Origin of the sequence: Bradyrhizobium sp. CCBAU 45321 (genome assembly GCF_028128975.1) — a bacterium.
In the GTDB taxonomy this organism is placed as follows: domain Bacteria; phylum Pseudomonadota; class Alphaproteobacteria; order Rhizobiales; family Xanthobacteraceae; genus Bradyrhizobium; species Bradyrhizobium yuanmingense.
Window position 1 is genome coordinate 161,803 of record NZ_LFKZ01000128.1, and the last position, 26,350, is coordinate 188,152.

Annotated in this window: 25 protein-coding genes and 1 tRNA gene; 22 read left to right on the forward strand and 4 right to left on the reverse strand. The window is 63.5% G+C overall.

The window, feature by feature from the left end; genetic code table 11:
* Window positions 1-588 (reverse strand): SIS domain-containing protein, encoded by a 588-nt coding sequence (locus tag ACM43_RS28120; protein ID WP_246732087.1) that lies wholly within the window; start codon window positions 586-588, stop codon window positions 1-3.
* Window positions 589-754: 166 nt separating this feature from the next.
* Here ACM43_RS28120 and ACM43_RS28125 point away from each other — a divergent pair, with 166 nt between their 5' ends.
* The 18 genes from ACM43_RS28125 (at window position 755) to ACM43_RS28210 (ending at window position 19,580) form a co-directional block, all read left to right on the forward strand.
* On the forward strand, window positions 755-1,771 hold the full coding sequence (locus ACM43_RS28125; protein ID WP_271544530.1) for an SDR family oxidoreductase: 1,017 nt from the start codon (window positions 755-757) through the stop codon (window positions 1,769-1,771).
* 87 nt (window positions 1,772-1,858) lie between these two features.
* Window positions 1,859-3,424, forward strand: coding sequence for a PfkB family carbohydrate kinase (locus ACM43_RS28130; RefSeq protein WP_157280567.1), 1,566 nt, complete (start codon window positions 1,859-1,861; stop codon window positions 3,422-3,424).
* A 27-nt stretch (window positions 3,425-3,451) separates the two neighbouring features.
* Window positions 3,452-4,453, forward strand: coding sequence for an NAD-dependent epimerase/dehydratase family protein (locus ACM43_RS28135; protein ID WP_271544532.1), 1,002 nt, complete (start codon window positions 3,452-3,454; stop codon window positions 4,451-4,453).
* A gap of 5 nt (window positions 4,454-4,458) precedes the next feature.
* Window positions 4,459-5,070, forward strand: a complete 612-nt coding sequence (locus ACM43_RS28140) for a hypothetical protein (RefSeq protein WP_271544535.1) — start codon at window positions 4,459-4,461, stop codon at window positions 5,068-5,070.
* Window positions 5,067-6,104 carry a phosphotransferase gene (locus ACM43_RS28145; protein ID WP_271544536.1) on the forward strand — a complete coding sequence of 346 codons (1,038 nt, stop codon included), beginning with the start codon at window positions 5,067-5,069 and terminating at the stop codon, window positions 6,102-6,104. Before ACM43_RS28140 ends, ACM43_RS28145 begins: the two co-directional genes overlap by 4 nt.
* Window positions 6,079-6,927 carry a transketolase gene (locus ACM43_RS28150; RefSeq protein ID WP_082641499.1) on the forward strand — a complete coding sequence of 283 codons (849 nt, stop codon included), beginning with the start codon at window positions 6,079-6,081 and terminating at the stop codon, window positions 6,925-6,927. Before ACM43_RS28145 ends, ACM43_RS28150 begins: the two co-directional genes overlap by 26 nt.
* A 10-nt stretch (window positions 6,928-6,937) precedes the next feature.
* Window positions 6,938-7,897: a transketolase family protein gene (locus ACM43_RS28155; RefSeq protein ID WP_271544539.1), complete on the forward strand. Its 960-nt coding sequence runs from the start codon at window positions 6,938-6,940 to the stop codon at window positions 7,895-7,897.
* A gap of 8 nt (window positions 7,898-7,905) precedes the next feature.
* The gene (locus ACM43_RS28160) at window positions 7,906-9,012 is read left to right on the forward strand and encodes a DegT/DnrJ/EryC1/StrS family aminotransferase (RefSeq protein ID WP_157280570.1); all 1,107 of its coding nucleotides are present in this window, start codon (window positions 7,906-7,908) and stop codon (window positions 9,010-9,012) included.
* A complete protein-coding gene (locus ACM43_RS28165; protein WP_271544542.1) occupies window positions 9,002-10,120 on the forward strand; it encodes a DegT/DnrJ/EryC1/StrS family aminotransferase in 1,119 nt (372 codons plus the stop codon). The genes ACM43_RS28160 and ACM43_RS28165 overlap by 11 nt, the downstream gene beginning before the upstream one ends.
* Entirely contained in the window at window positions 10,117-10,923 is an 807-nt protein-coding gene (locus tag ACM43_RS28170; RefSeq protein WP_025037016.1) for a sporadic carbohydrate cluster 2OG-Fe(II) oxygenase, read from the forward strand. Before ACM43_RS28165 ends, ACM43_RS28170 begins: the two co-directional genes overlap by 4 nt.
* Complete coding sequence (locus tag ACM43_RS28175) at window positions 10,916-11,308, forward strand: LIC12192 family sporadic carbohydrate cluster protein (RefSeq protein ID WP_036027635.1); 393 nt, start codon at window positions 10,916-10,918, stop codon at window positions 11,306-11,308. Before ACM43_RS28170 ends, ACM43_RS28175 begins: the two co-directional genes overlap by 8 nt.
* Before the next feature lie 25 nt (window positions 11,309-11,333).
* Complete coding sequence (locus tag ACM43_RS28180; RefSeq protein WP_271544545.1) at window positions 11,334-11,999, forward strand: class I SAM-dependent methyltransferase; 666 nt, start codon at window positions 11,334-11,336, stop codon at window positions 11,997-11,999.
* Window positions 11,977-12,552, forward strand: coding sequence for a WbuC family cupin fold metalloprotein (locus tag ACM43_RS28185; RefSeq protein ID WP_271544546.1), 576 nt, complete (start codon window positions 11,977-11,979; stop codon window positions 12,550-12,552). The genes ACM43_RS28180 and ACM43_RS28185 overlap by 23 nt, the downstream gene beginning before the upstream one ends.
* A gap of 57 nt (window positions 12,553-12,609) precedes the next feature.
* A complete protein-coding gene (locus tag ACM43_RS28190) occupies window positions 12,610-13,590 on the forward strand; it encodes a lysylphosphatidylglycerol synthase transmembrane domain-containing protein (RefSeq protein ID WP_271544548.1) in 981 nt (326 codons plus the stop codon).
* A gap of 28 nt (window positions 13,591-13,618) precedes the next feature.
* A complete protein-coding gene (locus tag ACM43_RS28195; protein ID WP_271544550.1) occupies window positions 13,619-15,907 on the forward strand; it encodes a hypothetical protein in 2,289 nt (762 codons plus the stop codon).
* 215 nt (window positions 15,908-16,122) lie between these two features.
* On the forward strand, window positions 16,123-17,328 hold the full coding sequence (locus ACM43_RS28200) for a class I SAM-dependent methyltransferase (protein ID WP_271544552.1): 1,206 nt from the start codon (window positions 16,123-16,125) through the stop codon (window positions 17,326-17,328).
* Window positions 17,329-17,337: 9 nt separating this feature from the next.
* Window positions 17,338-18,543: a class I SAM-dependent methyltransferase gene (locus ACM43_RS28205; RefSeq protein WP_271544554.1), complete on the forward strand. Its 1,206-nt coding sequence runs from the start codon at window positions 17,338-17,340 to the stop codon at window positions 18,541-18,543.
* A 2-nt stretch (window positions 18,544-18,545) separates the two neighbouring features.
* Complete coding sequence (locus tag ACM43_RS28210) at window positions 18,546-19,580, forward strand: Gfo/Idh/MocA family protein (protein ID WP_271544556.1); 1,035 nt, start codon at window positions 18,546-18,548, stop codon at window positions 19,578-19,580.
* Here the strand turns inward: ACM43_RS28210 and ACM43_RS28215 are convergent.
* The gene (locus ACM43_RS28215) at window positions 19,570-21,267 is read right to left on the reverse strand and encodes a hypothetical protein (protein ID WP_271544558.1); all 1,698 of its coding nucleotides are present in this window, start codon (window positions 21,265-21,267) and stop codon (window positions 19,570-19,572) included. The genes ACM43_RS28210 and ACM43_RS28215 overlap by 11 nt on opposite strands.
* Window positions 21,268-21,403: 136 nt before the next feature.
* On the opposite strand from ACM43_RS28215, the gene ACM43_RS28220 reads away from it, so the two are divergent.
* The 3 genes from ACM43_RS28220 to ACM43_RS28230 all read left to right on the forward strand — a co-directional run bounded on the left by ACM43_RS28220 (window position 21,404) and on the right by ACM43_RS28230 (window position 23,324).
* Window positions 21,404-21,910, forward strand: coding sequence for a hypothetical protein (locus ACM43_RS28220; RefSeq protein ID WP_271544560.1), 507 nt, complete (start codon window positions 21,404-21,406; stop codon window positions 21,908-21,910).
* Between the two features lie 4 nt (window positions 21,911-21,914).
* The gene (locus ACM43_RS28225) at window positions 21,915-22,421 is read left to right on the forward strand and encodes a hypothetical protein (protein ID WP_157280578.1); all 507 of its coding nucleotides are present in this window, start codon (window positions 21,915-21,917) and stop codon (window positions 22,419-22,421) included.
* 141 nt (window positions 22,422-22,562) lie between these two features.
* The gene (locus ACM43_RS28230; RefSeq protein WP_271544563.1) at window positions 22,563-23,324 is read left to right on the forward strand and encodes a glycosyltransferase family 2 protein; all 762 of its coding nucleotides are present in this window, start codon (window positions 22,563-22,565) and stop codon (window positions 23,322-23,324) included.
* A gap of 1,878 nt (window positions 23,325-25,202) precedes the next feature.
* On the opposite strand, the gene ACM43_RS28235 is transcribed toward ACM43_RS28230, so the two are convergent.
* The gene (locus ACM43_RS28235; RefSeq protein ID WP_271544565.1) at window positions 25,203-25,814 is read right to left on the reverse strand and encodes a hypothetical protein; all 612 of its coding nucleotides are present in this window, start codon (window positions 25,812-25,814) and stop codon (window positions 25,203-25,205) included.
* A gap of 149 nt (window positions 25,815-25,963) precedes the next feature.
* On the opposite strand from ACM43_RS28235, the gene ACM43_RS28240 reads away from it, so the two are divergent.
* On the forward strand, window positions 25,964-26,101 hold the full coding sequence (locus ACM43_RS28240) for a hypothetical protein (RefSeq protein WP_271544567.1): 138 nt from the start codon (window positions 25,964-25,966) through the stop codon (window positions 26,099-26,101).
* 125 nt (window positions 26,102-26,226) lie between these two features.
* Here the strand turns inward: ACM43_RS28240 and ACM43_RS28245 are convergent.
* A tRNA-Trp gene (locus tag ACM43_RS28245) sits at window positions 26,227-26,302 on the reverse strand.
* Between the last annotated feature and the right edge of the window lie 48 nt (window positions 26,303-26,350).

Below are 26,350 nucleotides of genomic sequence, written 5' to 3' on the forward strand. Positions count from 1 at the left end.
TCAGGACGCCGGATATTCCGCGCGACCGATGACGAGGTCGATTGCGGCCATCATCCAGAACTGGTGCGTGGTCTCGACAATGTTGTAGCTGCGGCTGTCGACCCAGAAATTGACGTCGCCGAGATTGCGCAGCGGATTGTCCGCGTTCATGCCCGACAACGTGATCACGTCGAGCTTCATCTTGCGCGCCCGCGCGACCGCGTTGAGGATGTTCTTCGAACGCCCCGACGAGCTGATCGCGACGAGGCAATCGCCGGCGCGCGCGTTCAGCCGCACGGCGTGCGCGATCCAGTCCTCGAACCCATAATCGTTGGCAAGGCACGACATCATGCTCGCATCGCTGAAGCAGAGAGCGGGCACCGACGCATTCTTCGCCAGATCGATCGCCAGATGCGAAGCGATGCCGGCCGACCCGCCGTTGCCGATGAAGATGACGCGACCGCCCTGCTCGCGCGTGCGCAACCAGGACGCGCGCGTCGCGGAGATCCTCGCAAAAATACCGTCGTCGACCGCCGTCGCGCGATGCAGGCGCCCCACGTAATCGTCGAGGAAAGCCTTGTGATCGGGATCGACGGATTCGGCAGGCATGGGCTGACGGCTCGATTGCAACATTACCGGGTGATACCGGCTATTACCAAGGATTGCAAAGGTATAATACTTGCAAAGTTTGCGGGCGGCTGATAGTCGGCTTTTCGGGTTTCACTCAACATTGGCGGGCCTATTGCGCTGGGCATTCGCGTCACGGATGTTCCCCATGAAATGCATTGTTACTGGCGGCGCCGGGTTCATTGGAAGTCACCTCGTCGATCGCCTGCTCGATGACGGCCATGAGGTCATTGCGCTCGATAATTTCGTGATCGGACGCGCTGAAAACCTCGCCGCACGCGCCGGTTCGAGCCAGTTGAAGGTCGTGCGGGCTGACGTCACCGACCTCGACGCGATCAAACCGTATTTCCACGGGGTGGATTGGGTCTTCCATCTCGCCGCGCTGGCGGACATCGTACCCTCGATCGAATCACCGATCCCCTATCATCGCGCCAATGTCGATGGCACGGTCAACGTTCTCGAAGCGGCGCGGCACGCGGGCGCCAGCCGCTTCATCTATGCGGCTTCCTCCTCCTGCTACGGCATTCCGGATGTCTATCCCACGCCGGAGAGTGCCGAGATCCGGCCGATGTATCCCTACGCGCTCACCAAGAATCTCGGCGAGCAATGCGTCATGCACTGGTGCCAGGTCTACAAGCTGCCTGCCGTGGCGCTGCGCCTGTTCAACGTGTTCGGACCGCGCCATCGCACCACCGGCACCTACGGGGCCGTGTTCGGCGTGTTCATGGCACAGAAGCTCGCGGGCAAGCCCTTCACGGTGGTCGGCGACGGCGAGCAGACGCGCGACTTCACCTTCGTCAGCGACGTCGCCGATGCCTTCGTGACCGCTGCGCGCTCCGACGTCTCGCACGAGATCTTCAATGTCGGCTCGGACAACACCTACAGCGTGAACCGCCTGGTCGAGCTTCTCGGCGGCGACAAGGTCCACATTCCCAAGCGCCCGGGCGAGCCCGACTGCACCTACGCCGACATCAGCAAGATCAAGCGGGTCCTGAAATGGGCGCCGAAGGTGAAGTTCGAGGACGGCGTCGCGACGATGTTGAAGTCGATGGACCAGTACAAGGACGCTCCGCTCTGGACGGTGGACAAGATCGCCGACGCCACCAAGGACTGGTTCAAATATCTCGGTGACGACAAGGTCGCCCCGCAGAAGGCAAGCCGTTGAGCAGATTCGTTCACCCCCCAATTTTGCCGCCAGCCGATCACGTCCGGGCCGGCCAACTGAGACCGTCCGGCGCCTTGGGTCATTCACATGGGTAATGCTGCGACAGACAGGCCGGCCGGCCATCCGGCACCGCACGAGAAGATCAAGACGATCGAGGAGCTCGGCGAGATTGTGCGCGCCGCGCAGGCTGAGGGCCTGACCGTTGCGCTCTGCCACGGCGTGTTCGATCTGGTGCATCTCGGTCACGTCCGGCACATCCTGGCAGCCCGCAACGAGGCCGACGTCGTCGTGGTGACCATCACTGCGGACCGTTACGTCAACAAGGGCCCGGGACGGCCGATCTTTCCGGAGAACATGCGCGCCGAGATGCTGGCCGCGCTCGGCACGGTCGACTGGGTCGGCATCAATCAGACCTCCAGCGCCGAGCCGGTCCTCGATACCGTGCGCCCCGACATCTACGTGAAGGGCTCGGACTACGAGAATCCCGAGGATGACGTGACCGGCAAGATTGCGGTGGAGCGCGAGGCGGTCGAGCGTCACGGCGGGCGCATCGTCTTCACGCGGGACGTGACGTTCAGCTCGTCGTCGCTGCTGAACCGCTATTTCGACATCTACGATCCCCCGCTGCGCGACTACCTCCAGAAGGTGCGCGATGGAGGCGGCGCCGAACGGCTGCTGAAGCTGATCGACAAGATCCAGGACATGCACGTCGTGCTGGTCGGCGACACCATCATCGACGAATACCAATACGTCACGGCGCTCGGGAAGGCCTCCAAGGAGAACATCGTCGCGACCCTGCTCAAGAACGGCGAGCAGTTTGCCGGCGGCGTCATTGCCGCGGCCAATCACGTCGCAAGCTTCTGCAAATCTGTCGAGATCGTCACGACGCTGGGTGGCAACGACTACCCCGAAGAGTTCATCCGCGCGCATATCCGCCCGAACGTCACGCTCACGCCGATCCGCGTTCAGAGCCGTCCGACCACCCGCAAGCTGCGGTACGTCGAGATGGGCTACCTGCACAAGCTGTTCGAAGTCTACACGATGGACGACACGCCGCTCGACGAGGCCGCGCGCACGGAGATCGACCGCGTCACCGCCGAGCGCGTCCGCGGGGCCGACGTCGTCATCGTCACCGATTTCGGTCACGGCATGATCGCATCCAGCACGATCGACGCCTTGATCGCGAATTCCAAGTTCCTGGCCGTCAACGCCCAGAGCAACAGCGGCAACCACGGCTACAACCTGATCACGAAGTATCCGCGGGCCGACTACATCTGCATCGACGCACCGGAAGCGCGCCTGGCCGCCACCGACAAGTTCAACGACATCGCATCGGTGATCGAGGGCGGCCTGCATCGCAAGATCGATTGCGATAACATGATCATCACGCACGGCTCCTTCGGCTGCTACCCCTTCTCGTCGAAGACCGGCGTTGCGCGCGTCCCTGCTTTCACCAAGACCGTCGTCGACACCGTCGGTGCGGGCGATGCCTTCCTGACAATCACGGCGCCGCTGGTGGCGGCCGGCGGCAACATCGAGGACGTCGCCTTCATCGGCAATGCGGCGGGCGCGATCAAGGTCGGCATCGTCGGTCACCGCAACTCGGTCGAGAAGGCGCCGCTGGTCAAGTTCGTCACCGCGTTGTTGAAGTAGCGCGATCGAAGAATCCGGAGAACGACAGTGATTGATCGGAAATGGAATGTGATGGTCACCGGTGGCGCCGGCTACGTCGGCAGCGTGCTGGTTCCGCAATTGCTTGCCGCGGGCCACAAGGTCACCGTGCTCGACTTGTTCATGTATGGCCAGGACGTCTTCGATGCCGTTCGTGACAATCCGAACCTCCGCCTGATCAAGGGCGACATCCGCGATGAGGCCGCGGTCAACGAGGCCCTGCGCGGCAACAACGCGGTGATCCACCTCGCCTGCATCTCCAACGATCCCTCGTTCGAGCTGGACCCGGCACTCGGCAAGTCCATCAACTACGACTGCTTCCGTCCGATGGTGCGCGCCGCGAAGAAGGCGGGTATCAAGCGCTTCATCTACGCCTCCTCCTCGAGCGTCTACGGCATCAAGGATGAGGCCGAGGTGACCGAGGAGCTGTCCTGCGAGCCGCTCACCGACTACTCCAAGTTCAAGGCGATGTGCGAGACCGATCTTGCCGACGAGGCCGCGTCCGGCTTCGTCACCTGCACGGTTCGCCCCGCCACCGTCTGCGGCTACGCTCCGCGGCAGCGGCTCGACGTCGTCGTCAACATCCTGACCAATCTGGCCGTCAACACCGGCCGCATCCGCGTGTTCGGCGGAACGCAGAAGCGGCCCAATCTGCACATCCAGGACATGACGGCGGCCTATCTGTTCCTGCTGCAGCAGGATGATGCGAAGATCGACGGCAAGACCTACAACATCGGCTACGAAAACCACTCGCTGATGAAGATCGCCGACATCGTCAAATCGGTGGTCGGCAACAATGTCGACGTGGCCGTCGAGCCGACCGACGATCTCCGCTCCTACCACGTCTCGTCGGAGAAGATCCGCCGCGAGCTCGGCTTTGCGCCGACGCACACGATCGAGCAAGCCGTGTCCGGCCTCGTGGACGCCTTCAGGGCGGGCCGCCTGCCGAACTCGCTCAACGATCCCAGGTATTTCAACATCAAGATGATGCAGAACATCAGCCTGAAGTGAGCGGCGTGCGGATCGGCATCGATTTCGACAACACGATCATCTGCTACGACAAGGTCTTTGCCGCCGCCGCGCGCCAGCGCGGGCTGGTGCCGGAGGGCTGGGACGGGCTGAAGACCGACGTGCGGGATTTCTTGCGATCCCGCGCCGGCGGCGAGCTTGCCTGGCAGGGGCTGCAGGGCTTCGTCTACGGCAAGGGAATCGGCGGCGCCGAGATCAACCCTGGCGTCCGCGAGTTCCTTGCCGCGTGCCGAAAGGCCGGCGCGAGCGTCCATATCGTCAGCCACAAGACGCAGTTCGGCCATCAGGATCCCGATCGGGTCGACTTGCGCGAGGCTGCGCGTGGCTGGCTGAAGAGCGCGGGCCTCATCGACACCGCCGACGCGGCGATCTCGGCGGGCAATGTCCATTTCGAGGACACGCTGGCGGCCAAGGTCGAGCGGTTGGCAAGCCTACAGCTCGACATCTTTATTGACGATCTCGTCGACGTCTTCGAACAGCCGCATTTTCCGAAGGCGACGCGATCGATCCTGTTCACGCAGTCGCAGCCGCCGTATCCGGCGCATTGCGAGCCGCTCGCGACCTGGGCCGATATCCACCGCGGAGTGTTCGGGGCATGAGCCAGCCGGACCTCAGCGTACAGGATGCGGTCTCGATCGGCAGCCGCCTCTCCGGGGCGCGGGTCGCGGCGGCGCAACCGGCGCGGGCCGGCGGCAACAACCGGGTGTTTCGGCTGGAGATGGCGGAAGGCCCGCCCCTCGCCCTCAAGCACTACCCGTCCGACGGGCGCGATCGGCTGGGACAGGAGTATGACGCGCTCTCGTTTCTCTCGCGCCACGGCATCAATGCGACGCCGCGGCCGATCGCAAAAGATCCGGCCGCGTTCTGTGCGCTGTATCAATGGTTAGACGGTGAACCCGCGGTCCTGCATCCGCAGCCCGACGACGCCGACCAGTTGGCCGATTTCCTGATCGAGCTGCAAAAGCTGCACGACGCTGAAGGCGCGCAGACTCTGCGGAATGCGTCAGCCAGCATCTTCTCGGCCGAGGCGGCCATCGCCCAGTACGAGCAACGCCTCGACGACCTGAGGCGGGCTTCGGATGATCATCCGCACTTGCGCGCGTTCATGGACGGCAGCCTTGTTCCCACCGCTGCCGTCGCGATCCGGCAACTCCGGCGGCGCTATGCGGAACGGGGCCTGGATCCCGCCGCGGACCTTGCGCCCGCCCAACGCGCATTGAGCCCGTCGGATTGCGGACTGCACAACGCACTGCGCACCGACGACGGCAAATTGCGCTTCATCGACTTCGAGTATTTCGGCTGGGACGACCCGGTCAAGCTCGTGTCCGACACCGCGATTCACCCCGGCAGCGGTCTGCCCGTGGCCGATGCGAACCGATTGATCGAGCGGCTCTCGCGCGCCTTCGCGGCTGGGGATGACTCGTTTGCGGTCCGCCTTGACGTACTGTATCCTGTGTTCGGGGCGATTTGGTGCCTGATTGTCCTGAATGCCTATTTGCCGGAAAGCCGCTCCCGGCGTGCCCTGGCTGCGCAAGGTGGCGATCTGACGGTCCGCCTTGCCGGCCAGCTCGACAAAGCCCGTCGGCTCCACCAAACGATTTGCCAACGTGATCCAGATCTCACCCCACGCTGAAGCTGCTCTCACCTGCACGCTGGACGAGCGGAGCCTCTATTTGCGCCGCCTGGTCCTCGGTTCGGTCCGCTCCGCAGGACGCGGCCATGTCGGGCCTGCCCTGTCGCTGATCGAGATGGTCCGCGTGCTCTACGACGACGTGCTGCGGATCGACCCGAAGAACCCGGGCGATCCCGATCGCGACCGCGCCATCCTCAGCAAGGGACACGGATGTCTGGCGCTCTATGCGCTATTGGCCGACCGCGGCTTCTTCCCGCTGTCGGAGCTGGACGGCTTTTGCGGTCCCGACAGCATTCTGGGCGGGCATCCCGAATACGGCATGGTGCCCGGCGTCGAGGCCTCGACCGGCGCGCTCGGACATGGCCTCTCGATCGGCGTCGGCCTTGCGCTCGCCGCCCGCATGCGCGAGCGCAGCTACCGCACCTTCGTGCTGCTCGGCGACGGCGAGATCAACGAGGGATCGGTGTGGGAAGCGGCGATGGGCGCGACCAAGCACGGCCTCGACAACCTCGTCGCGCTGATCGACTATAACAAGCTGCAGAGCTACGGCCCCACCGACTACGTGCTGCCGCTGGAGCCGCTCGCGGACAAGTGGCGCAGCTTCGGCTTCGCAGTGCAGGAGGTTAACGGCCACGACGTCGGCGCACTGCGCATGGTCCTGAAGCAGCTCCCGGCCGTTGCCGGCAAGCCCACCGCCATCATCTGCCATACCGTCAAGGGCAAGGGTCTTCCGGCTGCGGAATCCAATGCCGATTGGCATCACAAGAACAAGCTGACCGACAGCGAGCTCGACGCCATTCGCGTCGCCGTCGGCGATTTTTGATCGGCTCCCCATGCGCAACACCGCGATGAACATGGTCCACAAGCTCGCCGCGCGCGACGAGCGTGTGCTTTACATCGGCTCCGATCCGGGTGCCGGCACGCTGCGCGCGATGAGCAAGGAGTTTCCCAAGCGCCACCTGATCGAGGGCATCTCGGAAGCGCATATCATTGGCATGTCGGCAGGTCTCGCGATGGAGGGCTTCGTGCCTTACGTCAACACCATTGCGACCTTCCTCACCCGCCGCTGCTACGAGCAGGTCGCGGTCGATCTCTGCCTGCACAATCTGCCGGTACGGCTGATCGCCAATGGCGGCGGCCTTGTCTACGCGCCGCTCGGTCCCACGCACCAGGCGATCGAGGACATCGCCATCATGCGGGCGCTACCCAACATGACGGTGATCTGCCCGTGCGACGCCGACGAGGCCGCGCGCATGATGGAGCGGACGCTGGATTGGAAGGGCCCGATCTACATCCGGCTCGGCAAGGGCGGCGATGCCATCGTGTCCAAGGCCGAGCACAGCTTTGAGATCGGCAAAGCCATCCTGATGCGGCCGCCCGGCGACGTCCTCATGGTGACCACCGGCATCATGCTCCAGCGCGCCCTCGCCGCAGCCGACCTGCTGGCCGCGCAAGGCATTCGCGCCGGCATCCTGCACATGCATACCGTGAAACCGCTCGATACCGCAGCGCTGCTGCAGGCTATCCGCGGCACCAGGCTCGTGGCAACGCTGGAGGAGCACGTGCCCTCCGGCGGCCTCGGCAGCGCGGTCGCGGAGGCGCTGATCGACAAGCTCGGCTCCGGTTTCCCTGCGATGCTGCGGCTGTCGCTGCCCGACCGCTTCATGCACAATTACGGCTCGCAGGACTCGCTGCTGAAGAAGCACGGGCTCTCCGCTGGCGCCATTGCGACCTCGATCGAGCATGCGCTCGCGGCGTCGCACACCCCCTCACCTCAACTTCATTCCACCTGACGGGTCACATGTACGACGTTCGATATTCCTATCTGCTCGAGCAATTCGCGGATCCCGCACCGATCCTCGCCGAGATCGGCCGGCTGGTTGCGACCGGTGACTTCACCCTTGGCAAGCCCGTCGCCGAATTCGAGAAACGCTTCGCCGAATTGATCGGCGTCCGTCATGCCATCGGCGTCGGATCCGGCACCGACGCGCTCAAGCTGCCGCTCAAGGCGCTCGGCATCGGTCATGGCGACGAGGTCATCACCGCCGCGAACACCTTCATCGCCACGGTCGGCGCGATCGCGGAAACCGGCGCGACGCCTGTCCTGGTCGATTGCGACGATTCCTTCTGCATGAACGTGGACCAAGTCGAGGCTGCCATCACCGAGAAGACCAAGGCGATCATGCCGGTCCAGTTGACCGGCGAGGTCACCGACATGGGCAAGCTGATGCCGATCGCGCAGCGCCACAACCTGCCGGTGGTCGAGGACGCCTGCCAGGGCATCCTGTCGGAGTTTGCGGGAAAACGCTCCGGCACCCACGGCATCGCGGCCGGCTTCTCGCTGCATCCGCTCAAGAACCTCAACGTCTGGGGCGATGCCGGCGTCGTCGTCACCAATGACGACGGCATGAACGAAAAGCTCCGCCTGATCCGCAACCACGGCATGAAGAACCGCGACGAGATCGCGATCCTCGGCTGCAACTCGCGGCTCGATTCCTTGCAGGCCGTGGTCGGCAACTGGCTGATCGGCCAGACCAGCGAGATCACGCGCCGCAGAATCGAAAATGCGGCCTATTACGACGCGGGTCTCGCCGGCCTGCCCGGCCTGCGCGTCCCGCCGCGCCGTCCCAACGTGAAGCACGTCTACCATCTCTACATGGTGTTCGCCGAACGTCGCGACGAGCTCTACAAATATTGCCTGGACAACGGCATCGAGGCCAAGATCCACTATCCCATCCCGCTGTACCAGCAGGAAGGCCTGAAGCATCTCGGCTACGCGCCGGGCACGTTCCCGGTCACCGACCGCCACGCCAAGGAAGTCATCAGCTTCCCGGTCGACCAGCACCTGACGCGCGCCCAGCAGGACCGCGTCATCGAGACCGTCAGGAAGTTCTGCCATGGACGTTGACACCGGCCGCCGGCGCATCGGCTACGTCAATCTTCCCGCGCAGTTCGAGGAAGAGCGCACCGAGATCCTGCAGGCGGTCGAGGGCGTGTTTTCCCGCGGCGACTTCATCGGCGGCGCCGCGGTTGGAAAGCTCGAAGAAGAATTGTCCGCGTATCTCGGCTCACCGCATGTCGTGACGCTGAATTCGGGCACCGACGCGCTGATCCTCGCCATGCGGGCTCTCGACATCGGTCCCGGCGACGAGGTGATCACGCCGCCGAATTCGTTCGTGGCATCGACCGCCGCGATCATCGCGGTCGGCGCCACGCCGGTGTTTGCGGACGTGCTGCCGGACCAGAACATCGACCCGGCCGCGGTCGAGGCCGCCGTCACGCCGCGGACCAAGGCGATCATGCCGGTGCATCTGACCGGACGCATGGCCGACATGGCTCCGCTGATGGCGATCGCTGCCAAGCACTCGCTCGCCGTGATCGAGGACAGCGCCCAGGCGGTCGGTTCGACCTATGACGGCCGGATGAGCGGCACCATCGGCACCTTCGGCTGCTTCTCCGCCCACCCCTTGAAGAATCTCAATGCCGCCGGAGATGCCGGCTTCCTCGTCACTGCCGACGCCGAGCTTTCCGCAAGAATCCGACGGCTGCGCAATCACGGCCTGATCAACCGCAGCGACGTCCAGGAATGGGGGATCGTGTCGCGGCTCGACACGCTCCAGGCCGAGGTGCTGCGCATCCGCCTGCGCCACCTTCCTTCCGTGATCGAACGCCGGCGGCGCAACGCCGCGCAATACCGCGCCGAGCTCGCCGGGCTGCCCCTGTTCATTCCGCCCTGCAGGAACATCGAGTTCAACACCTTCCACACTTTCGTGGTGCAGACCGAGCGTCGCAACGACTTCCAGAAATATCTTGCCGACAAAGGCATCGAGACCGCGATCCATTATCCGGTCCCGATCCACCTGCAGCCGGCAGCGGCGCATCTCGGCCATGGCCGCGGCGCGTTCCCGGTAACGGAACGGCAGGCGGACCAGATCCTCACGCTTCCCATCAACCAGTTCCTGTCGGCCGCCGACATCAGCTATATTTGCGCGACCGCCCGGGAGTATTTTGCATGACGGACACGGACTTCCTGCACGCCGACGAGCAGGCGCTGGCGCAGCGATTCATCGACGATGGCTTCGTCACCACCCCGGCCGACGATCGCGCCGGGCTCGACCGGATCCAGCGTCGTGCCGCCGAGCTCGCGGCCGACTACCTGAAGCTGCCGCACAGCAACGATCCCTACGCGATGCTCGACACCATCCACACGCGGGTGAGCGTGGATGATCTCAACGGATTGCGGCTGCACGTCTTCAACGGCCTCAACGCCGAGCCCTGGTTCCGCCCGACCTATTTCCGCCTGGCGCGCTCGACGATCGAGACCATCGTCGGCAACGAGCTCTGCATGCAGCGCCGCGTCAATCTTAGCATCCAGCTTCCCGGCGACAGCTCTTCGCTGCTCGCCACCCATTCCGACGTCTGGTCGGGCGACTCGCCGTTCGAGGTCGTGGTGTGGGTGCCCCTGGTCGATGTCCACCGCACCAAGTCGATGTATCTGCTGCCGCCGTCCCTGAACGGCGAGATGCAGGACCGGATGGCGGCCTTGCGCAGCGCCGAAGAGCTCTACAAGACCATCAAGCCGCACGCGACCTTCATCGAGATTCCCTACGGTCACGTCATGCTGTTCAACCAGACCCTGATGCACGGCAATCGCGTCAACGAGGAAGCCGGCACGCGCTGGAGCATGAACTGCCGCTTCAAGAGCATTATGTCGCCCTACGCAGACAAGCGCTTCGGCGAGTTCTTCGAGCCGATCCTGCTGCGCCCCGCAACCCGGGTCGGGATGCAATACAAGCTGCCGGGAGGCTTCCATGGCTGAACGAGCCGGCCACCGCGGCTATATCGGCGCCAGGCCGCTGAACGGCAGCCGCACCCCTCAGCACGTCCAGAACATCGTGATCCGCGACTATGCGCGGCGCAAGAACCTGCACTATCTGTTGAGCGCCGCCGAGCACACCATGCCCGGCAGCTACATGGTGCTGGAAGACATCCTGGACGAGCTGCCGCAGCTGCGTGGGCTGATCCTCTACAGCATTTTCATGCTGCCGCCCGACGAGGCTCGGCGGCGGCAGATCTACGACCGCGTGCTGCGCGAGGGCTGCGATCTCCATGCAGCGGTCGAGGAGATCACGCTGGCGTCTCAGAAGGACATCCAGGCCGTCGAGGACATCCTGCTCGTCAACAAGTTCGCAACCATCCTGTGACGATGCCGCGGAGCAGTTGGGCCCCATGACCGAGATCAACCTGCTCCAGCCGATGCACGCATCGACGAGGCGGGACTACGTCCAGCGCGTGGTCGAGCACGACAAGGCGGAATCCGCCACCGTGGCGCGGCAATGGGGACGCGACTATTGGGACGGCGACCGGCGCTACGGCTACGGCGGCTATCGCTATGACGGACGGTGGCGCCCGCTCGCCCAGACCCTGATCGATCGCTACGGCATCAAGCCGGGCATGAGCGTGCTCGACGTCGGCTGCGGCAAGGGCTACCTGCTCTACGAGTTCACTCAGCTCGTCCCCGACCTCAGGATCGCCGGCATCGACATCTCCGAGTATGGCATCGCCAACGCCAAGGAGGAGGTGCGGCCGCATTTGAAGGTCGGCAGCGCCGTCGAGCTCCCCTACCCCGACCACAGCTTCGACCTCGTCGTCTCGCTCGGCGTGCTGCACAACCTTCCGCTCCAGGACGTGTTCCGCGCGGTACCTGAAATCGAGCGGGTCGGACGCGGCACCTCGAAATATCTGATGGTCGAATCCTTCCGCAACGAGCGCGAGAAGGCCAATCTGCTTTACTGGCAGCTCACCTGCCTGAGCTTCCACGGTCCGCAAACATGGGCCTGGATCTACGACAAATGCGGGTATCGGGGCGACCATGGGTTCATCTTCTTCGAATGAGGCAGGCCTGCACCGGCCGACCTCGTTGCGCGCGCAAAATCCGGAAGTGTACTATTCGGACGACGCCATCGTCACCGCGGATGACGCCACGATCGCGGAGTTGAAACGCATCGCCGCCGGCAACCCGCGCCTGCGCAGCCGGCTGTGCACGCATCCCGATCCCTCGTCCGGACTGCACGAGATGCTGATCGTGCACCATCGCGAAGCCTATGTGCGGCCGCACAAGCACCTTGGCAAACCTGAATCGTTCCACGTGATCGAGGGGACCGCGCAGGTCGTGATCTTCGAGGACGACGGCCGCATACGCGAGGTGCTCGAGATGGCGCCTTACGGTCAGGGCAGGCGCTGCTATTATCGCATGCCGGAACAGGTCTTCCACTCGATCCTGATCACCTCGGAATGGCTGGTATTTCACGAAACCACCGCCGGCCCGTTCGATCCTTCGCGCACCGAATTTCCCGATTGGGCGCCTGATGGCAGCGACGCTGCCGCGGTGCAGGACTACGTGACGAGAATTGGTACGCTCGCCGCGGAGCATCTGGCGAGAAAATAGACTTCGATTGCTGTCGCTGATCGACGATCCGTGAATGATCGAGGACGACACTAGCCGATGAAGCTGCCTGCAAAAGCACTGGTTACTCTGGCCAAGTTCGCGGTCTCGATCGGTATCCTCGCATTGTTGCTGCGGGCCCAGGATTTGTCGTCCCTGCAAGCCGATCTTCTCGCCGTCAAACTGGACATGCTGGCACTTGCCGTGCTGCTGCTGTTCGCCCAGACCTTCATGCTCTGTCACCGTTGGATCCTGATCCTCCGCGCCATGAACGTGCCCCTCGATTGGCTGGCCGGCTGGCGCATTCTCATGGTGAGCATCTTTTTCAATCAGGTGCTGCCCGCGGGCGGTGACGCGGTCCGGATCTGGATGCTGCGGCGGCAGGGCGTGCAATGGTCGCCGACCATCAGCAGCATCGTGGCCGATCGCTTCCTGGCGTTGCTGGCTCTCGGCGTCATCGTGCTGGCGGGAATGCCGTTTCTGCTGCCGCTCGTCGGCGACAACTCGCTGCTTTTCGCGATCTTGGCCGTTCTAGCGGCTGCATGCCTCGGCGCAATCGCCCTCGTGACGCTTAACCGCTGGCCGCAGCGCCCGATCACGGCGGTGCCGGCCAGGATCAGGCAATTTGCGATGCTGATCCGGGCTCCGTTGCTGGCAGCCGATGGGCGAGCCATGCTGGTCGTATCAGCCATTGTCGTCCACCTGATCACCGTCTTGACCTGCTATCTCCTCGCGATCGGGCTGCAGGCCCCCCTCTCCGCGCTCGACGCCTTCGCGCTCATCCCGCTCGTCATTCTGTCTTCCGCGGTTCCCATCTCGATCGGAGGCTGGGGCGTTCGGGAAGGCGCGATGGTGGCCGCGCTTGGTCTCGCCGGAATCGGATCCGACAAGGCGCTCGCAATATCGGTCCTACTTGGACTTGGCGGCCTGATCGTCGGGCTGTTCGGCGGGCTGGTTTGGTTGCTCGCGCCCGAGCGCGCCGGCTTCAGTCCCGAGCAGGCGCGGGCCACCGCCGAGCGAACGGATGCAGCGCCGGTTTAGCATGAGTAACCCTGGACAAGAACAAGCGATGGCAACTGCCGAAGTGCGTTTGCGCACCAGCGTCGAGGCTTGGTGGTGGCGTATCCTCATTTTCGTGCCTGTCGCACTTTCCATCTGGTTCGTGAACCGGCCCGGCACCTACCGTACCCTGCTGTTCGAAGGCGGCTGGACGACGCGATTTTACGTCCTCGCCTGGATTGTCCTGACACCGTATCTCGGCTGGCTCATCATGGCGACCGGACGCCTGACGTTCTCGCTTATCAGGCACGAGCCCACTCAGCGCGTCGACGAGTTCTTTGTCGGGGCGGCCACGCTCATCCTGACGGGATTCGGGCTCGGTGCTCTTTCCATCCTCTATCCGCAAATCGTTCTCGGATTTGCGATCGCGGTTCTGCTGTGGGACAGCCGCGACCTCAGGACGCCGCGCAAGCTCACGGTGACTTTGCCGTTAGTCGCAACATTGTTGCTGGGTCTTTGGCTGCTGGCAACGGTGTTCCTCGATCGCGCCGTGATACCCGACGTCATTTCGACCGACGTTCAGCAGCTTTACGCGCCCTATCTTGCGGAGGTTGCGAGAAATCACAGCATTTGGCTTGCGGCCGACAATCCCATCTTTTCCGACTTCGAGATCGGCCGCGGAAACGGGCTGCATCTGTTCCTGGCGGCGTTCCTGCCGCCCCATGTCGCCCAGATCATTTCGTTTCTCTATTTCGTCGGAATCGGCGCGGTCGTTTTTGAGCTCGCCCGTCTCATTGTGCCGTTGCAGGCCCTTGGACGCCGCTGGGAAGACGCCGCGATACCGATTGCACTTGGATTGGCAATCCTCGGCCTTGCGTGGCCACGGACGATGCCGAGCATCTTGGCCGGCCTCTACATCATGGAGTTCGGCAAATACCACCTTCAGACGGCAGCCTTTTTCGTCTATTTCCTGCTGGTCGTCATTCGGTCCTCCCAGAGTCGCGACAGGTTTGCCGCCGGCATTTGTGGCTTTGCCGTCGCCGGCTCCTATCCGCTCTACGCTGCCTTCGTCTTCCTGATCTCGTCGCTGGGCGTGCTCACCAAGGCGCTTCAGCGAGATCAATCCGGCCTCGTCACTAGTCTGCTGCTGGGGTTCGGGGCGATTGCCGGATGCATCCTGGCTTTCGCCATCAACTATTTCTATCTCGGAATCCCCGCGACCAATCCATACTCGCTCTTTCGAAAAGTCGCGTCGGTCGAACGTTTCTCACAATTCGGCAGCCTGGACATTCTTGATTTCTTCGTGGTGGCGCAGTCGATCGAGGTCACCGACTTCCTCAGCAAGTCGGGATTGGTCGCCGTCGGCAGGCAAAGCCAGTCAGTTCTCCTGGTTGCAGCTCTCCTCGCGGCGGTAACCTGTGCGATCGCTCTCGTCGACTCGAAGCGGTTTCCTGATCGCTCCAGCGCCGCGAAATCGCGGGCATTGCCCGGCATTGCCGGACTTTTCATCATTATCGCCTATATCGCCAGCGTGCGACTGCTGGACATGACGCTGAATATTCCGAGTCTGATCAGACTGTCCATTCACGTCACTGCGCTGTTCCCGCTCGCAACTGTCGCAATCGCTTGCTGGGCGCTCGTCATCGTGCGGCGGCTGGTCCCGGCGCTGTTCGTCGGGCGCTTTGCGCCCAGTGTCGCCATTTTGGCGCTGCTGGTCGCTTGCGCCTGGACATTAATCTCGTTTCCCTGGAAGAGCTTCAAAGAGGACCAGGCCATCGCCTTTGCGCGCGGGCGCCCCCTCGATCAGATGCCCCGCGTCACCCTGAACTGGCAGCGCTGTGACGAACTGCAGCAAACGACGGGCTCCGACCGCATTCTCCCTCTTAATGGCTACCGCGCGATGGTGCCGTGCTATTTTTCCCTTCTGCTCACACGCGGCAAGATCATCCACACCTACGAGAGCGACGTTGCGCGCGACTTCAGGAAGATCGCACTGGGGACCGCCGACACGGCAGAGGCCGCCCTTCGATCCCTCGGCGTTAAGCTGTTCTATGTCCAAAAGCAGAATTGCGATTTCTGGCTCAACGGCTTCTCTGACCTCTTTCAGGGCGCCGAGTTGCAGAAGCGGTTCGCCCTTTTCAGCGAGACCCCGAACTACTGGCTGTTGACGTGGAGGGATGGCGAGCAAACATTGAGCCCCCAAGTCGAGGCCGGTATTTCCGAGCTACGAACCAGGTCGAAAGACATCTACCGGCAGGCCTACGGGATCGAGCCGTTCGAGGTGGTGAAGCACCACCTGCCTCCCGACGGCCAGCGCGCAGACATCAGGGCGCTCGACCAGCTCTCCACCTGCCACTGAGTCGTGTCTCGCGTGCGATTGCCTCGGTTCCGCGCATGTTCGGCAAGATCGAAGCCTGCGATAGAGGCCCCGGGGTACCAGCTTCAGTTGTGTATAGCCCGCCCGTGGCAACTTAAGAATTGTGGCACGGCCTGTTGCCATATATAGGCTTCAATTGCGCCCACATCGCTTCGAGGCGCCGACGTTCCTCGCTTGTCCTGCCAAGAGCTAGAGCCGTGACCGACCATTGCCGCCTCTGCCATTCGACCGACCTGCGACCGGTCATCGACCTCGGCCTGATGCCGATTGCGCATCGCCTTCGGCACAGCCGAAACGAGCAGGAGGAACGCTATCCGTTCGAGGTGCTCGCCTGCGGCGATTGCGGCCTGCCGCAGATCGTCAAGCCGATCGATCCGGACATCCTGTATCGCCAGTTCAACTACAATTTCAGCAGCTGGAAGCCGGAGCCGCACCAGGTCGACGAGCTCGACACCATCGCGAAATTCTCCAAGCATCAATCCGTGTTCGAGATCGGATGCAACGACGGCCTGTTCATGGACAAGCTGCGCGAACGCGGCGCGAAGGTCCTGGTGGGCGTGGAGCCCAACCCGGTGTCGGGCAAGATCGCCCGCGAGCGCGGCATCAAGGTCTATGCCGACATGATCAGCCCGGCGCTGTGTCACGACGCGGTCGCCCAGGCCGGCAAGTTCGACCTCGTCGTCTCCCGTCAGGTGCTGGAGCACATCGTCGATTTCGAGAACTTCTTCGACTGCGTGAAGATCGCGCTCAGCGACGAAGGGCTGCTGTTCATCGACGTGCCCGACTTTGATCCCGGTTCGACGGCCGGAGACCTCTCCGTGCTGTGGGAGGAGCACGTCAGCTACTTCACCGAGCCGATCCTGCTCGCGCTCTTGGCCCGCCACGGCTTCGAGGCGGTGTCGGTGAAGAAGTACAATTTCAGCGGCGGCAGCCTCGCGGTCGCCGCCCGTCGTGCAGCCCGCGACGTGACGCCGCCTCCTGCGCCCTCCGGCGTCGGTGAGAAATTCGGCCAGCGCGCAAGGGAGTACGGCGCGCGCCTGCGTCCGGTCCTCGCCAAGGCCCGTGCGAGCGGCGCCGAGATCGCGATCTACGGCGCGGGCTGCCGCGCCTGCACCTTCACCAACGCGCATGAGCTGGCGGATCTCGTCGACCTGTCGGTCGACGACCAGAGGGAGCGTCAGGGGCTGTTCCTGCCCGGCACCGGCATACCGATCCGTTCGCCGGACGAGCTCGTCGGCAAATCGGAGCCGCTCGTCTGCCTTCTCGCCGTGAACCAGGAAAACGAAGCCAAGGTCAGCGGCCGGCTGCGCGAGAACGTGAAGCGGCCGCTGCACATCGTTTCGATTTTCGCGCCCTCCGACATCTGGAGCGAGCTCGACCGGCTCGAGGCGGCCTTGGGTTAGGGACGCGGCATGGCTGACGAGAAGCTCTTCAATTACTACGAACGTCAGGACGTCCTACCGACGTTCGGGAATTTCAAATCGGCCGCGGAACTCGATGCATATGCCAGCCAGCGGCACGAGCTGTTTTCCGACAAGCTCGTGCTGCCGCCGCGGCTGTTCCGCGATGCGGAGGTGCTCGAATTCGGTCCAGATTCCGGTGAGAATGCGCTGGTGTTTGCCGGCTGGGGCGCGAACATGGCGCTTGCCGAACCGAACCGGCATGCGCATCCGAAAATTGAGGCCTATTTCGCGCATTTTGGCCTGAGCGAGCGCCTGCGCGAACTCGCGTTGGCCGATGTCGAGGGATTTCGCAGCGAGCGCCGCTACGACATCATCGATGCCGAAGGTTTCATTTACACCGTGCAGCCGACCGAAACTTGGCTCGGCGTCTTCCATCGGCTGCTCAATCTCGACGGTTTCGCCGTCGTGTCCTATTACGAGCGCTATGGCGGCTTCTTCGAGCTCGCGCTCAAGGCAATCCATGCCGCCGGCAAGGCTTTGTCGGGCCGTCCCGCACTCGAAACCGCGAAGACGCTTTTCGACGCGAAATGGAACAGCATTCCGCACACCCGCAGCTTCGAATCCTGGCTGATGGACGTGCTCGAGAACCCGTTCGTCCGGCATCGGTACTTCCTCGACGCAGCCGCCTTGTGCACGGCAGCGCATGAAGAGGGATTTGACATCCATTCGGCGTGGCCAGCCTATCGCGACAGCCTGGACGTCTACTGGCATAAGAAGGTTCTCTCAGCCGACGAGAAGCTGCGGCGTGCGGCGCGCCATCTCGACCGCAGCCGCCTCAGCTTCCTCGGCGGACGCAAGCTCTACCTGGTCGGCAAGGCCGATGCCGTGGCGGCGATTTCGACATCGATCGAGACGCTGGTTCTCGACGTCGACGCGATGATCGACGCCCCCTTCGGCGAGAGCCTGCCGCGCGTGATCGCGAGCCTTGCGTCCTTACGCGAGGCGATCCGAACGACGGACATTCTCGCGGACGATGCTTCCGACATCGAAACCATCGTTGCGACGCTCGACAGTTTCCACCGCATCTTCGCCGCGATCGGGCGACGCGATGCGCCCGCGGTCACGGCCCTGACCCAGACAGATCCGGCGTTCATCAACACCTGGGGACAGCCGGCGCATTTCCTCGTCATCCGGAAGCGCTTCAAGGGATCATAGCCGTGAGGCCAGGCATTGGCATCATCGGGACCGGGATGGTCGGCCAGATGTGCCACCTCGCCAATTTCGTCGCCAATCCCGCCTGCCGCGTCGTCGCCATCGCCGATCTCCGGCCGGATCTCGCTGCCGCCGCAGCGCAGAAGTTCGGCATCTCGCAGGTCTACGGCACGCATCGGGAGCTGCTCGCGGACGCTGCGGTGTCCGCTGTCGTGGTCGTGACGAAGCGGCGAGCCACCGGTCCAATCGTGCTGGACGCGTTGAACAGCGGCCGCCACGTGCTGTCGGAGAAGCCGATGGCCTATACGACGGCTCAGGCGAATTTGCTGGTCGAAGCGGCGCGGCAGCGAAACCTCGTCTACAGCATCGGCTACATGAAGCGTCACGATGCCGGTGTGGCGCGCGCGCTCGAGGTGCTGACGCGCTTGCGCAACGACCGATCGCTTGGTCGGGTGGTCCGCGCCAAGGGCTGGTGCTTTGGCGGCGACACCGGCCGGTCGCGCGACAATTTCGTCATGACCGGCGAAACACGGCCGGACGGAATCGAGCTCTGGCAGGACGGTCCCGACTGGATGCCGAGCGCGATGCGGGCCGGCTACGACAACTTTCTGAACGTCTTCAGCCATATCATCAATCTGACGCGCTACCTGCTCGGATCATCGCCAACGGTCGCCGATAGTTCCGTCGAAATTTCGGGAGCCGCGCGCATCACCCTCGACTTCGACGGCATCGCTTGTACGCTGGATCTCGTGAACGGGTCCGACGGAGCCTGGCGCGAGGGACTGACGATCGATTTCGAGCGCGGCGCCCTGACCATCGAATTGCCCGCGCCCTTCGCCGAAGAGGAGGCACGGGTCATCCTCGATCATCAAGACGAGTCCACGCAGCTCGAGCATGCAACCAGCTGGGCATTTCGGCGCCAGGCCGCTGCCTTTGTCTCCGATGTTACCGAACGACGGATGCCCCTTGCGCCTGGCCAAGACTCGGTGACCGACATCGCGCTTGCAGAAGCGATCTGGAAGCGGCGCGCTAGCGGCTAGGTGAGACATCTTCGCTGGCGCCGTTGAGCGGCAAGATTCCAGCGATCGGGCCGACCGTGATCTTGACCTCCGCGAGTTGAGCCAGAAACTCTGCAACGTCACAGCGCGCCAGCAACCGACACGCGTAGTACTTTCGTACCAATGCCCGGTCCGACGCAGCTCCAGAGCCGCCCGCCTTCAACGAGATCGTCGCCTGCGGTCCCGACGGATCGAAATGACGGAATGCAGTTCCCGGAGCAGCCCGCTTCCACTCCATTTCCTGGAGGATGTCGGGCCGCTCGGCACGCAAGGCAAACCCAAAGAAGGGCTGATTGCCCCAGGCGAGCCGGAGCATACCGGTGACTTCGGCCAGGCCGAACGGCACGTCCCGTGACCGATAGTCGAAGAATCGGTCGTCGAGCGCGTAGACCGTCGCCGTGGGCTGGATTCGGTCGGCGAGGCTGCGCGTCAGAGCCTCCTGCTTCAGCGTTCTCGCCTGCATGAAGACGTAGTCATTCCACAGCATTCCGATCCATAGGATCGAGCCCAATCCGAACAACATCGCAACGGCGGCGGTCGGGCCGATCCAACGTTCGGCCTGACGCTTGAACGCGAGAAGCGCCAGCCCCGCCGGCACGCCAAACAGCAGCAGGTGACGGCTTTCGTAGAAATGCTTGGACGAGGGACGCAGGCCGGCAATCAGATAGGGCGAGGACAACGCGAGGAACAAACCAACGGCGAGGATGAGCGGCAAGGCGGTCGCCCGTCTGAGTGCAGTTGCCTCTGTGCCGGGACGAAGTAGCAGCAATGCGACGCCGACGAGCACCGCAGCCAGGATAAAGGGAGCCGGGACCTGGATCGCCGCCCTGATCGCGTGGGCCACGACGTCCCTGTAGCCGGCGTCGAAGAACGCCTTCCATCCGCTCGCCAGCTCCCCGAGGGTCGGCAAATGGGCGCCATAATGCTGCGCGTACAAACCGATGCGCTTGAACCAGATACCAAGCGTGCCCGCATAAACAATAGGAAGGGCAATCAATTCCGGATAGCCCAAAGCACAGCGCCAGGCTGCGAGCCATGCACGACGAACAAAGCCTTGCGCAACGGCTCCGCTCCGCCATGTTGCAACGAACAGTCCGAGCATGACACAGGCATAGAGCACAACCGTCGAGTTGAGCGCGAAGCTGAGCACGAATAGGCATGCACAGGCCACGCGAAGCAACACACGCCGCCAGCCCTGCGCGCTGAAGGCGAGCGTCAGCAGCCATGCGCCGACGAACAGGAGTCCGAAGCTGAAGACATAGACCGCGTTCGCCTTGCCGGCCCAAAGCTGATAACCGGGATAGGTCCAGACGATCAGAGCGAAGCCGACCGCTTCGGCGCGGTCGAGTAGATCGAGCCGTATCGCCGTCAGCATCAGACACACCGCGCCGAAGACGATTCCGGCCAGTGCCAGCGATACCATCACAACGACTGGGGCGCCGGTCCAGTTCGCGAACGTGTCGTAGCTGTGGAAGATCGGATGGCCGGCGCCATTCAACAGGAAATCGATGTCGATGAAATAGTCCGGACGCGGCTTGAGCACCAGCCAGTCGTCCATGAACAGGCCGTCATTGAGAAGCATCGGCGCATGCGCAACCAGCAGCACGACGATCAGGATGGCTATGGCGCGCAGCGACGGGGACAAGCTCGGAGGGGAAAGGGAGGACATCGTCGGCGAGGATTCGCACGCCCAAGCGGCGACCGCAAGGCCGGGGCGCCGGGGCTCCCTTGACCGCAAAAATGCGACCTCCTATAGACTGCCACCCTGGCTGGGCCTTCAGAAGCGTCCGGGACGATTTTCCACAATGAACATGCTACCGGGCCCGACGCAAGCCGCTGCGATTGGTCTCAGCATCGCCTTTCCATTGCTGTTGCTGTGTTACGCGCGCATCGCCGCCACCGGCGGATCCGGCCGCCGCTTCCGGCTGGGCTGCATCAGCGTCGTCATCCTTTACGCGGTCGCGTGTATCGCCCTTCCAGGCCAGCGCCACCTTGGCGACGTGGTTGGCGGTCTCTTCCTGCTCGGGACCGCAATGATGTTCTGCTACATCCTGTTCAGCCTGCTGGCCTGGGGCTTCACGCTGACGCTGCTCACCGCACTCGTTCAGGCTGGACGTCCTCTCACCTTGGAGCAATGGGCGACAGCCTACATGCAAGGTGGAGATCTCGGCACCTTCACGCACAATCGCCTGAAGCTCCTGATCGGGACCGGCATGGTGATCACGGCGGACGGCCGGCTTGCCCCCACCACCAAGGGAGTTGCGGTAGCGCACCTCGTCAAGCTCGTTCGTCTGTCGACAGGCCTTGGGTGAGTCGATGTCCTTTGCTGTCGGACTTGCCGCGGTCGCCGTGTTCGCCCTGCTGGCGCCTGCCCTGCAGTTCATGGCCCGCGCACGCGCATGGCCGCTCGGACCCGTGACCCTGCTGGCGATTGCCACGGTTGTCTCGCACGGTCTCGGGGTGATGCTCGGAATTCTCTTCGTCCCGCAGCTTCAGTACTGGGACGCCGCATCGATTTTCGGATTTTGTGTCATGGCTTACGTGTTCGCCTTTGGCGCCGTTTATAAATCGGTTTCGCTGGGCATCCTGCTCAGTCTCGTCGATCGCCCCGATCGCAGGGCACCGCTATCGGAGATCGCTGACGGGCAGGTTCCAGATCTGTTCCGCGCACGAATTGGGAACTTAGTCGATGGCGGCCTGGTTGAACGGTCCGATTCGCACTTCGCGGCGACGGCGGCGGGCCGGAATATGGCAGGCCACGTCGGACGGCTGCGCCGCGCCTTCGGCATTGGCGACACCAGCCTCTATGATTTTTCCGACTAGTTGCGCGGAACACACACATTGCCGGTTTCATGCAGTTCGTGCGGGGTCCCTACCGGCGAGCCGCATTGTTCGCCCGGTTCAGATGACCTAGACTTGCATGGGGCCACCGGGACAGAGTGGCCCCGCCAACGGGCGCATACAATGACACCTTCGAGAGCGGCAAAAAGGCTTACGATCGTCATTCCTGCACTGAACGAGCAGGACAAGATCGCCGATACGATCGACGGCGTGCTGCCGCTCGCCCGGGAGCTGCTCGACGATTTCGAGATCTTCCTGATCGACGACGGCAGCACCGACGCCACCGGCGCGATCATGGACGAGTTCGCAGCCGGCGAGCCGCGCATCATCGTGCATCACAATGCCGAACCGCGGGGTGTCGGTGCCGGCTTCGAATATGCGCTGTCGCGCGCGAAATTCGATGCCATCACGCTCATCCCCGGCGATCACGCCTTCCAGAACGAAGGTATTGCCCGGATGTTCAAGGCGGCGGGCGCCGCCGACCTCGTCATTACTTATCGCGATAACCAGTCGGACCGCTCGGTCAACCGCTCGTTGCAGTCGCATTCACTGCGGTTCATCCTGAACTGCCTGTTCGGCTTCTGGCTGTCCGACTATCACAGCATGATCGTCTATCCCGTGAAGTGGCTGCGCCAGATCGCGGTCAAGGCCGACGGCTACGGCTACCAGATCTGTGCGCTGATCTCCCTGCTCCAGCTCGGCCTCACCTACGTTCAGGTTCCGGTGAGCCTGAACGCGGAGCTGAGGGGCTCGTCGCGCGCGCTGCGGCTGCGCACCTATCTCGAGCTCGGCGGGACCATCCTTTCCCTGCTGCGCCGCGTTCCCATCCGGAACGTCAACCTCAGACAGATTCCCGCCGACGCGGAACGGACCCCGGCGCGCTAGGCCCGGAACGGCACGTCCAGCACGGCGACTGCAGGATTTCCTGCGCGCGGGACGCCCTCCCGCCGAATCTAGTCTAAGTGATTGATTTGACTGGCCGGAGTGGCAGGGCTCGAACCTGCGACCCCCGGTTTTGGAGTACGGGCGGCATTGTACCACACAGTGCCGCCCTGTTCTTTTCAGTTGGCAACTCAGGCAGCTCCAAGCCCTGAGAGTCCGCCCTGTCCAGCCAGTTCAATCCTGTGTTTTCGCCTTTGGGTCCGAGCTTGGGTCCGAGATATATGCTGGTCACGCTGATCGGCGGCGGCTCGGTAGTTGTTGAGCCGGCGCGCTCCTCCGGCAGGGCCGGCGCCATGCCAACTCCAGGCGGATGCGCCCCATGCGTGCGAGTTCGTCGATCTCATGCTGGTGCTTCATGGGCGCGGACAAGACTCGGGCGGCCCATGTACACGTCAAGTCGACAGCCACAGGCATGCGGTAGCACCTTGGCGGCCTAGCGCCTCGTCAATTTGATCCGAACCTTTTGCGATGTCTTCGAGGTGCTGATTCCGCTCAAAGCTCTCAGCGCCGGGACGCTTTGGGGCCTCAAGACGCGATCTCAGACCAGCGGACCTTCGAAGGTTGGAGGAAGATTCATTGACCGTGTTTCGTCAAACCGCGGATGGAAGTGGCTTCTCGCAGCACACGACCGGCGAACAACTTGGTCCTGCGTTTTCGTCGGCCGATGGCTGGTTGTCATGTGACGATGCGCATCAGGGTGGCATTTACGGACCTGCTCAGGTAACATTGTTGAACACGACAATTGTGGCTTCTTCGCCGAAACGCGCTGCACGCGTCGCGCCAACGAGCCGCATTACGATCGTGGGATCGGTCGATCAATAGATCTACTGCTCGTCGAACCGGCGGCGGACGCGAGCCAGTTCCTCGCCGCCCACGACGGGCAGTAGCTCGCGCGCGTTCCCATCCGCCAGTAATCGACAATTTGACTCTCGCCGCCGCCGCGCTTCCATGGCGGCATGCCCCGCCCTGCCCGACGCCACACGCCCACGCACGCCGACGCCGGCCGATCAAGATCACCTTCGGCGGGATGCGCGAGATGAGCTTGTGCGGCGTCCTGGTCTATTGCCATTGCGGCCGCCGATCGCTAGCCCGATGATGCTCGCTTGTCTGATGTCGAGCCGCGCTTCGTGTGCTCCGGTTGCGGCAACCGCGGACTGAGGTCAGGCCGGATTTCGAGAGTGGCACCGCCGCAGTTCGCGGGCTAGAAAGGCCCGCGAGCGTGAACCGTGTTGTTCACGGGGGGTTCATACCCGCTGAAGCACGCTGCGCCTCATGGAGGTGGTCAGATGATTAGTATTGGGCTCGCCGCCGCGCTACTGGCGGGTCAGGCTTTGCCGACCCGTGGACTTTCAGCCGCCCAGGCAGCAGGGTCCAGTATGGCGTGCCCAGACACCCTCCACCGTGCGGCCACGGCTGGAACGTGAGCGCCCGTGACGGCATGTGCTATCCAAACGGGTACCTTCCTCCTCAAGAACAGGCCGCGAGGCAGTACTATTATCGCGGGGGCGGCTATGGCTATGGCAGATACCCGGTGCCCTGCGGCCACGGCGCCGACGTCGATATCCGAGATGGACGATGCTACCCAAACGGAACGGTCCCCCCGCAGTTTCAGCAGGGGCGACAGGGGTACTACGGCGGCGACTATTACGATCGCGGTCCCCGGCGCCGATATTATCGCCATTTTTGAGCCCGCCAGCGTGCACCGGCGGGCCTCCTTACCGCCTCAGCCGTCGGCGGTGCGTCATCAGGCGCTGGCAGTCCCGCTTCCGGTGTGCTCGACGGCGACGCTTCATCGGCTCAGCTCCTCGACAACTCTCCTCACTACCTCCCGCTCGGCTCTGAGAGGCGCGCCAGCTTGGCCCCGAGGCTGTCGGGCTTCGCTGCCGTCATCCTGCCGCGGCGGGCGTCCATCATGGCCTGGAGGCCCTTTAGATCGCCGTCGAGCATCCAGTCGAAGTTAATCCCGTGCTTCCGGCAGTGGTCGCACAGCTCGGCGCTCGGCGCGTGACCGACCTTCGGAGCTCGCTCCAGTCCCCGTTCGATCGCGAGCCACAGCAGGGCGCCGGTTGATGTTCTGCGCTGACGACGCACCGTCGGCGTCGAGCCCCAACGGTGTCCGGAGGCGTAGCCGCCGACGCTTGGCGGCGTTGCGACGCCGCGTGATGCCCGTGGGGTGATGGGCTTCTGCTTTGCTTCGCCATGGCTCAGCCCTCCGCAGAGGCGCTGGAGACGACGGCAAGCGCCGCAGCCAGCCTCCGCCTTAGTCGAAAGGTCCTCCCTGGCCGCCGCATGCTCCCGATCGCGCTGGATCTGTTGGCGGATGGCTGTCAGCTTGCTCGCGGCCTTATGGACATGGCAGCCCACATCCCGAACCAGGTCCGCCTCGGGCGACGTCAGGACCAGATCATAGCAGCGGAAGATGTAGGTGTGCATGCTGCGGGCCGAGCCTCGTCCGCCTACCCGAGGACACGCTGATCTTCCCGGCGCCGCCCGCAGCCGGCGAGGACTTCGATTTCACAAAGCCACGTGATGCGAGCTCTTTCTCGAAGCAGTTCCGCCGCACGGCTGAAGCCGTGGGCTTCGTGGGGTTCGAATTTCACCACCTACGCGGCACACACTCGACCCTGCCGCTCGACAAGGGCGTGCCGGTGCATGTGGTGGCGGAGCGGATCGGCGACGATCCGGCGGTGCTGCTCAGGAACTACGCCAAGCGCAAGTAGACGGCGGACACATCGGTCGCGTCCGTCATCAAAACCATCTCTGCCGGGATTTTTGGGTCCTGACCCGTTTGGGTCCAGTTCAGCGTCTGTTCGAGATAAAGAGCCGCTTAAGCCATTGAATTATCTGGCAGGAGTGGCAGGGCTCGAACCTGCGACCCCCGGTTTTGGAGACCGGTGCTCTACCAATTGAGCTACACTCCTACGAACCCGCGTCGCCGCGGATCAGGGGCGCTTTCAAGCACAGAGAGC

Bases quoted from the DNA above. Each gene is read 5' to 3' on its own strand.
- ACM43_RS28120 (WP_246732087.1), bottom strand. From the start codon at position 588: ATGCCTGCCGAATCCGTCGATCCCGATCACAAGGCTTTCCTCGACGAT.
- ACM43_RS28125 (WP_271544530.1), top strand. From the start codon at position 755: ATGAAATGCATTGTTACTGGCGGCGCCGGGTTCATTGGAAGTCACCTC.
- ACM43_RS28130 (WP_157280567.1), top strand. From the start codon at position 1,859: ATGGGTAATGCTGCGACAGACAGGCCGGCCGGCCATCCGGCACCGCAC.
- ACM43_RS28145 (WP_271544536.1), top strand. From the start codon at position 5,067: ATGAGCCAGCCGGACCTCAGCGTACAGGATGCGGTCTCGATCGGCAGC.
- ACM43_RS28155 (WP_271544539.1), top strand. From the start codon at position 6,938: ATGCGCAACACCGCGATGAACATGGTCCACAAGCTCGCCGCGCGCGAC.
- ACM43_RS28160 (WP_157280570.1), top strand. From the start codon at position 7,906: ATGTACGACGTTCGATATTCCTATCTGCTCGAGCAATTCGCGGATCCC.
- ACM43_RS28165 (WP_271544542.1), top strand. From the start codon at position 9,002: ATGGACGTTGACACCGGCCGCCGGCGCATCGGCTACGTCAATCTTCCC.
- ACM43_RS28170 (WP_025037016.1), top strand. From the start codon at position 10,117: ATGACGGACACGGACTTCCTGCACGCCGACGAGCAGGCGCTGGCGCAG.
- ACM43_RS28175 (WP_036027635.1), top strand. From the start codon at position 10,916: ATGGCTGAACGAGCCGGCCACCGCGGCTATATCGGCGCCAGGCCGCTG.
- ACM43_RS28180 (WP_271544545.1), top strand. From the start codon at position 11,334: ATGACCGAGATCAACCTGCTCCAGCCGATGCACGCATCGACGAGGCGG.
- ACM43_RS28185 (WP_271544546.1), top strand. From the start codon at position 11,977: ATGGGTTCATCTTCTTCGAATGAGGCAGGCCTGCACCGGCCGACCTCG.
- ACM43_RS28190 (WP_271544548.1), top strand. From the start codon at position 12,610: ATGAAGCTGCCTGCAAAAGCACTGGTTACTCTGGCCAAGTTCGCGGTC.
- ACM43_RS28195 (WP_271544550.1), top strand. From the start codon at position 13,619: ATGGCAACTGCCGAAGTGCGTTTGCGCACCAGCGTCGAGGCTTGGTGG.
- ACM43_RS28205 (WP_271544554.1), top strand. From the start codon at position 17,338: ATGGCTGACGAGAAGCTCTTCAATTACTACGAACGTCAGGACGTCCTA.
- ACM43_RS28215 (WP_271544558.1), bottom strand. From the start codon at position 21,267: ATGTCCTCCCTTTCCCCTCCGAGCTTGTCCCCGTCGCTGCGCGCCATA.
- ACM43_RS28220 (WP_271544560.1), top strand. From the start codon at position 21,404: ATGAACATGCTACCGGGCCCGACGCAAGCCGCTGCGATTGGTCTCAGC.
- ACM43_RS28225 (WP_157280578.1), top strand. From the start codon at position 21,915: ATGTCCTTTGCTGTCGGACTTGCCGCGGTCGCCGTGTTCGCCCTGCTG.
- ACM43_RS28230 (WP_271544563.1), top strand. From the start codon at position 22,563: ATGACACCTTCGAGAGCGGCAAAAAGGCTTACGATCGTCATTCCTGCA.
- ACM43_RS28235 (WP_271544565.1), bottom strand. From the start codon at position 25,814: ATGCACACCTACATCTTCCGCTGCTATGATCTGGTCCTGACGTCGCCC.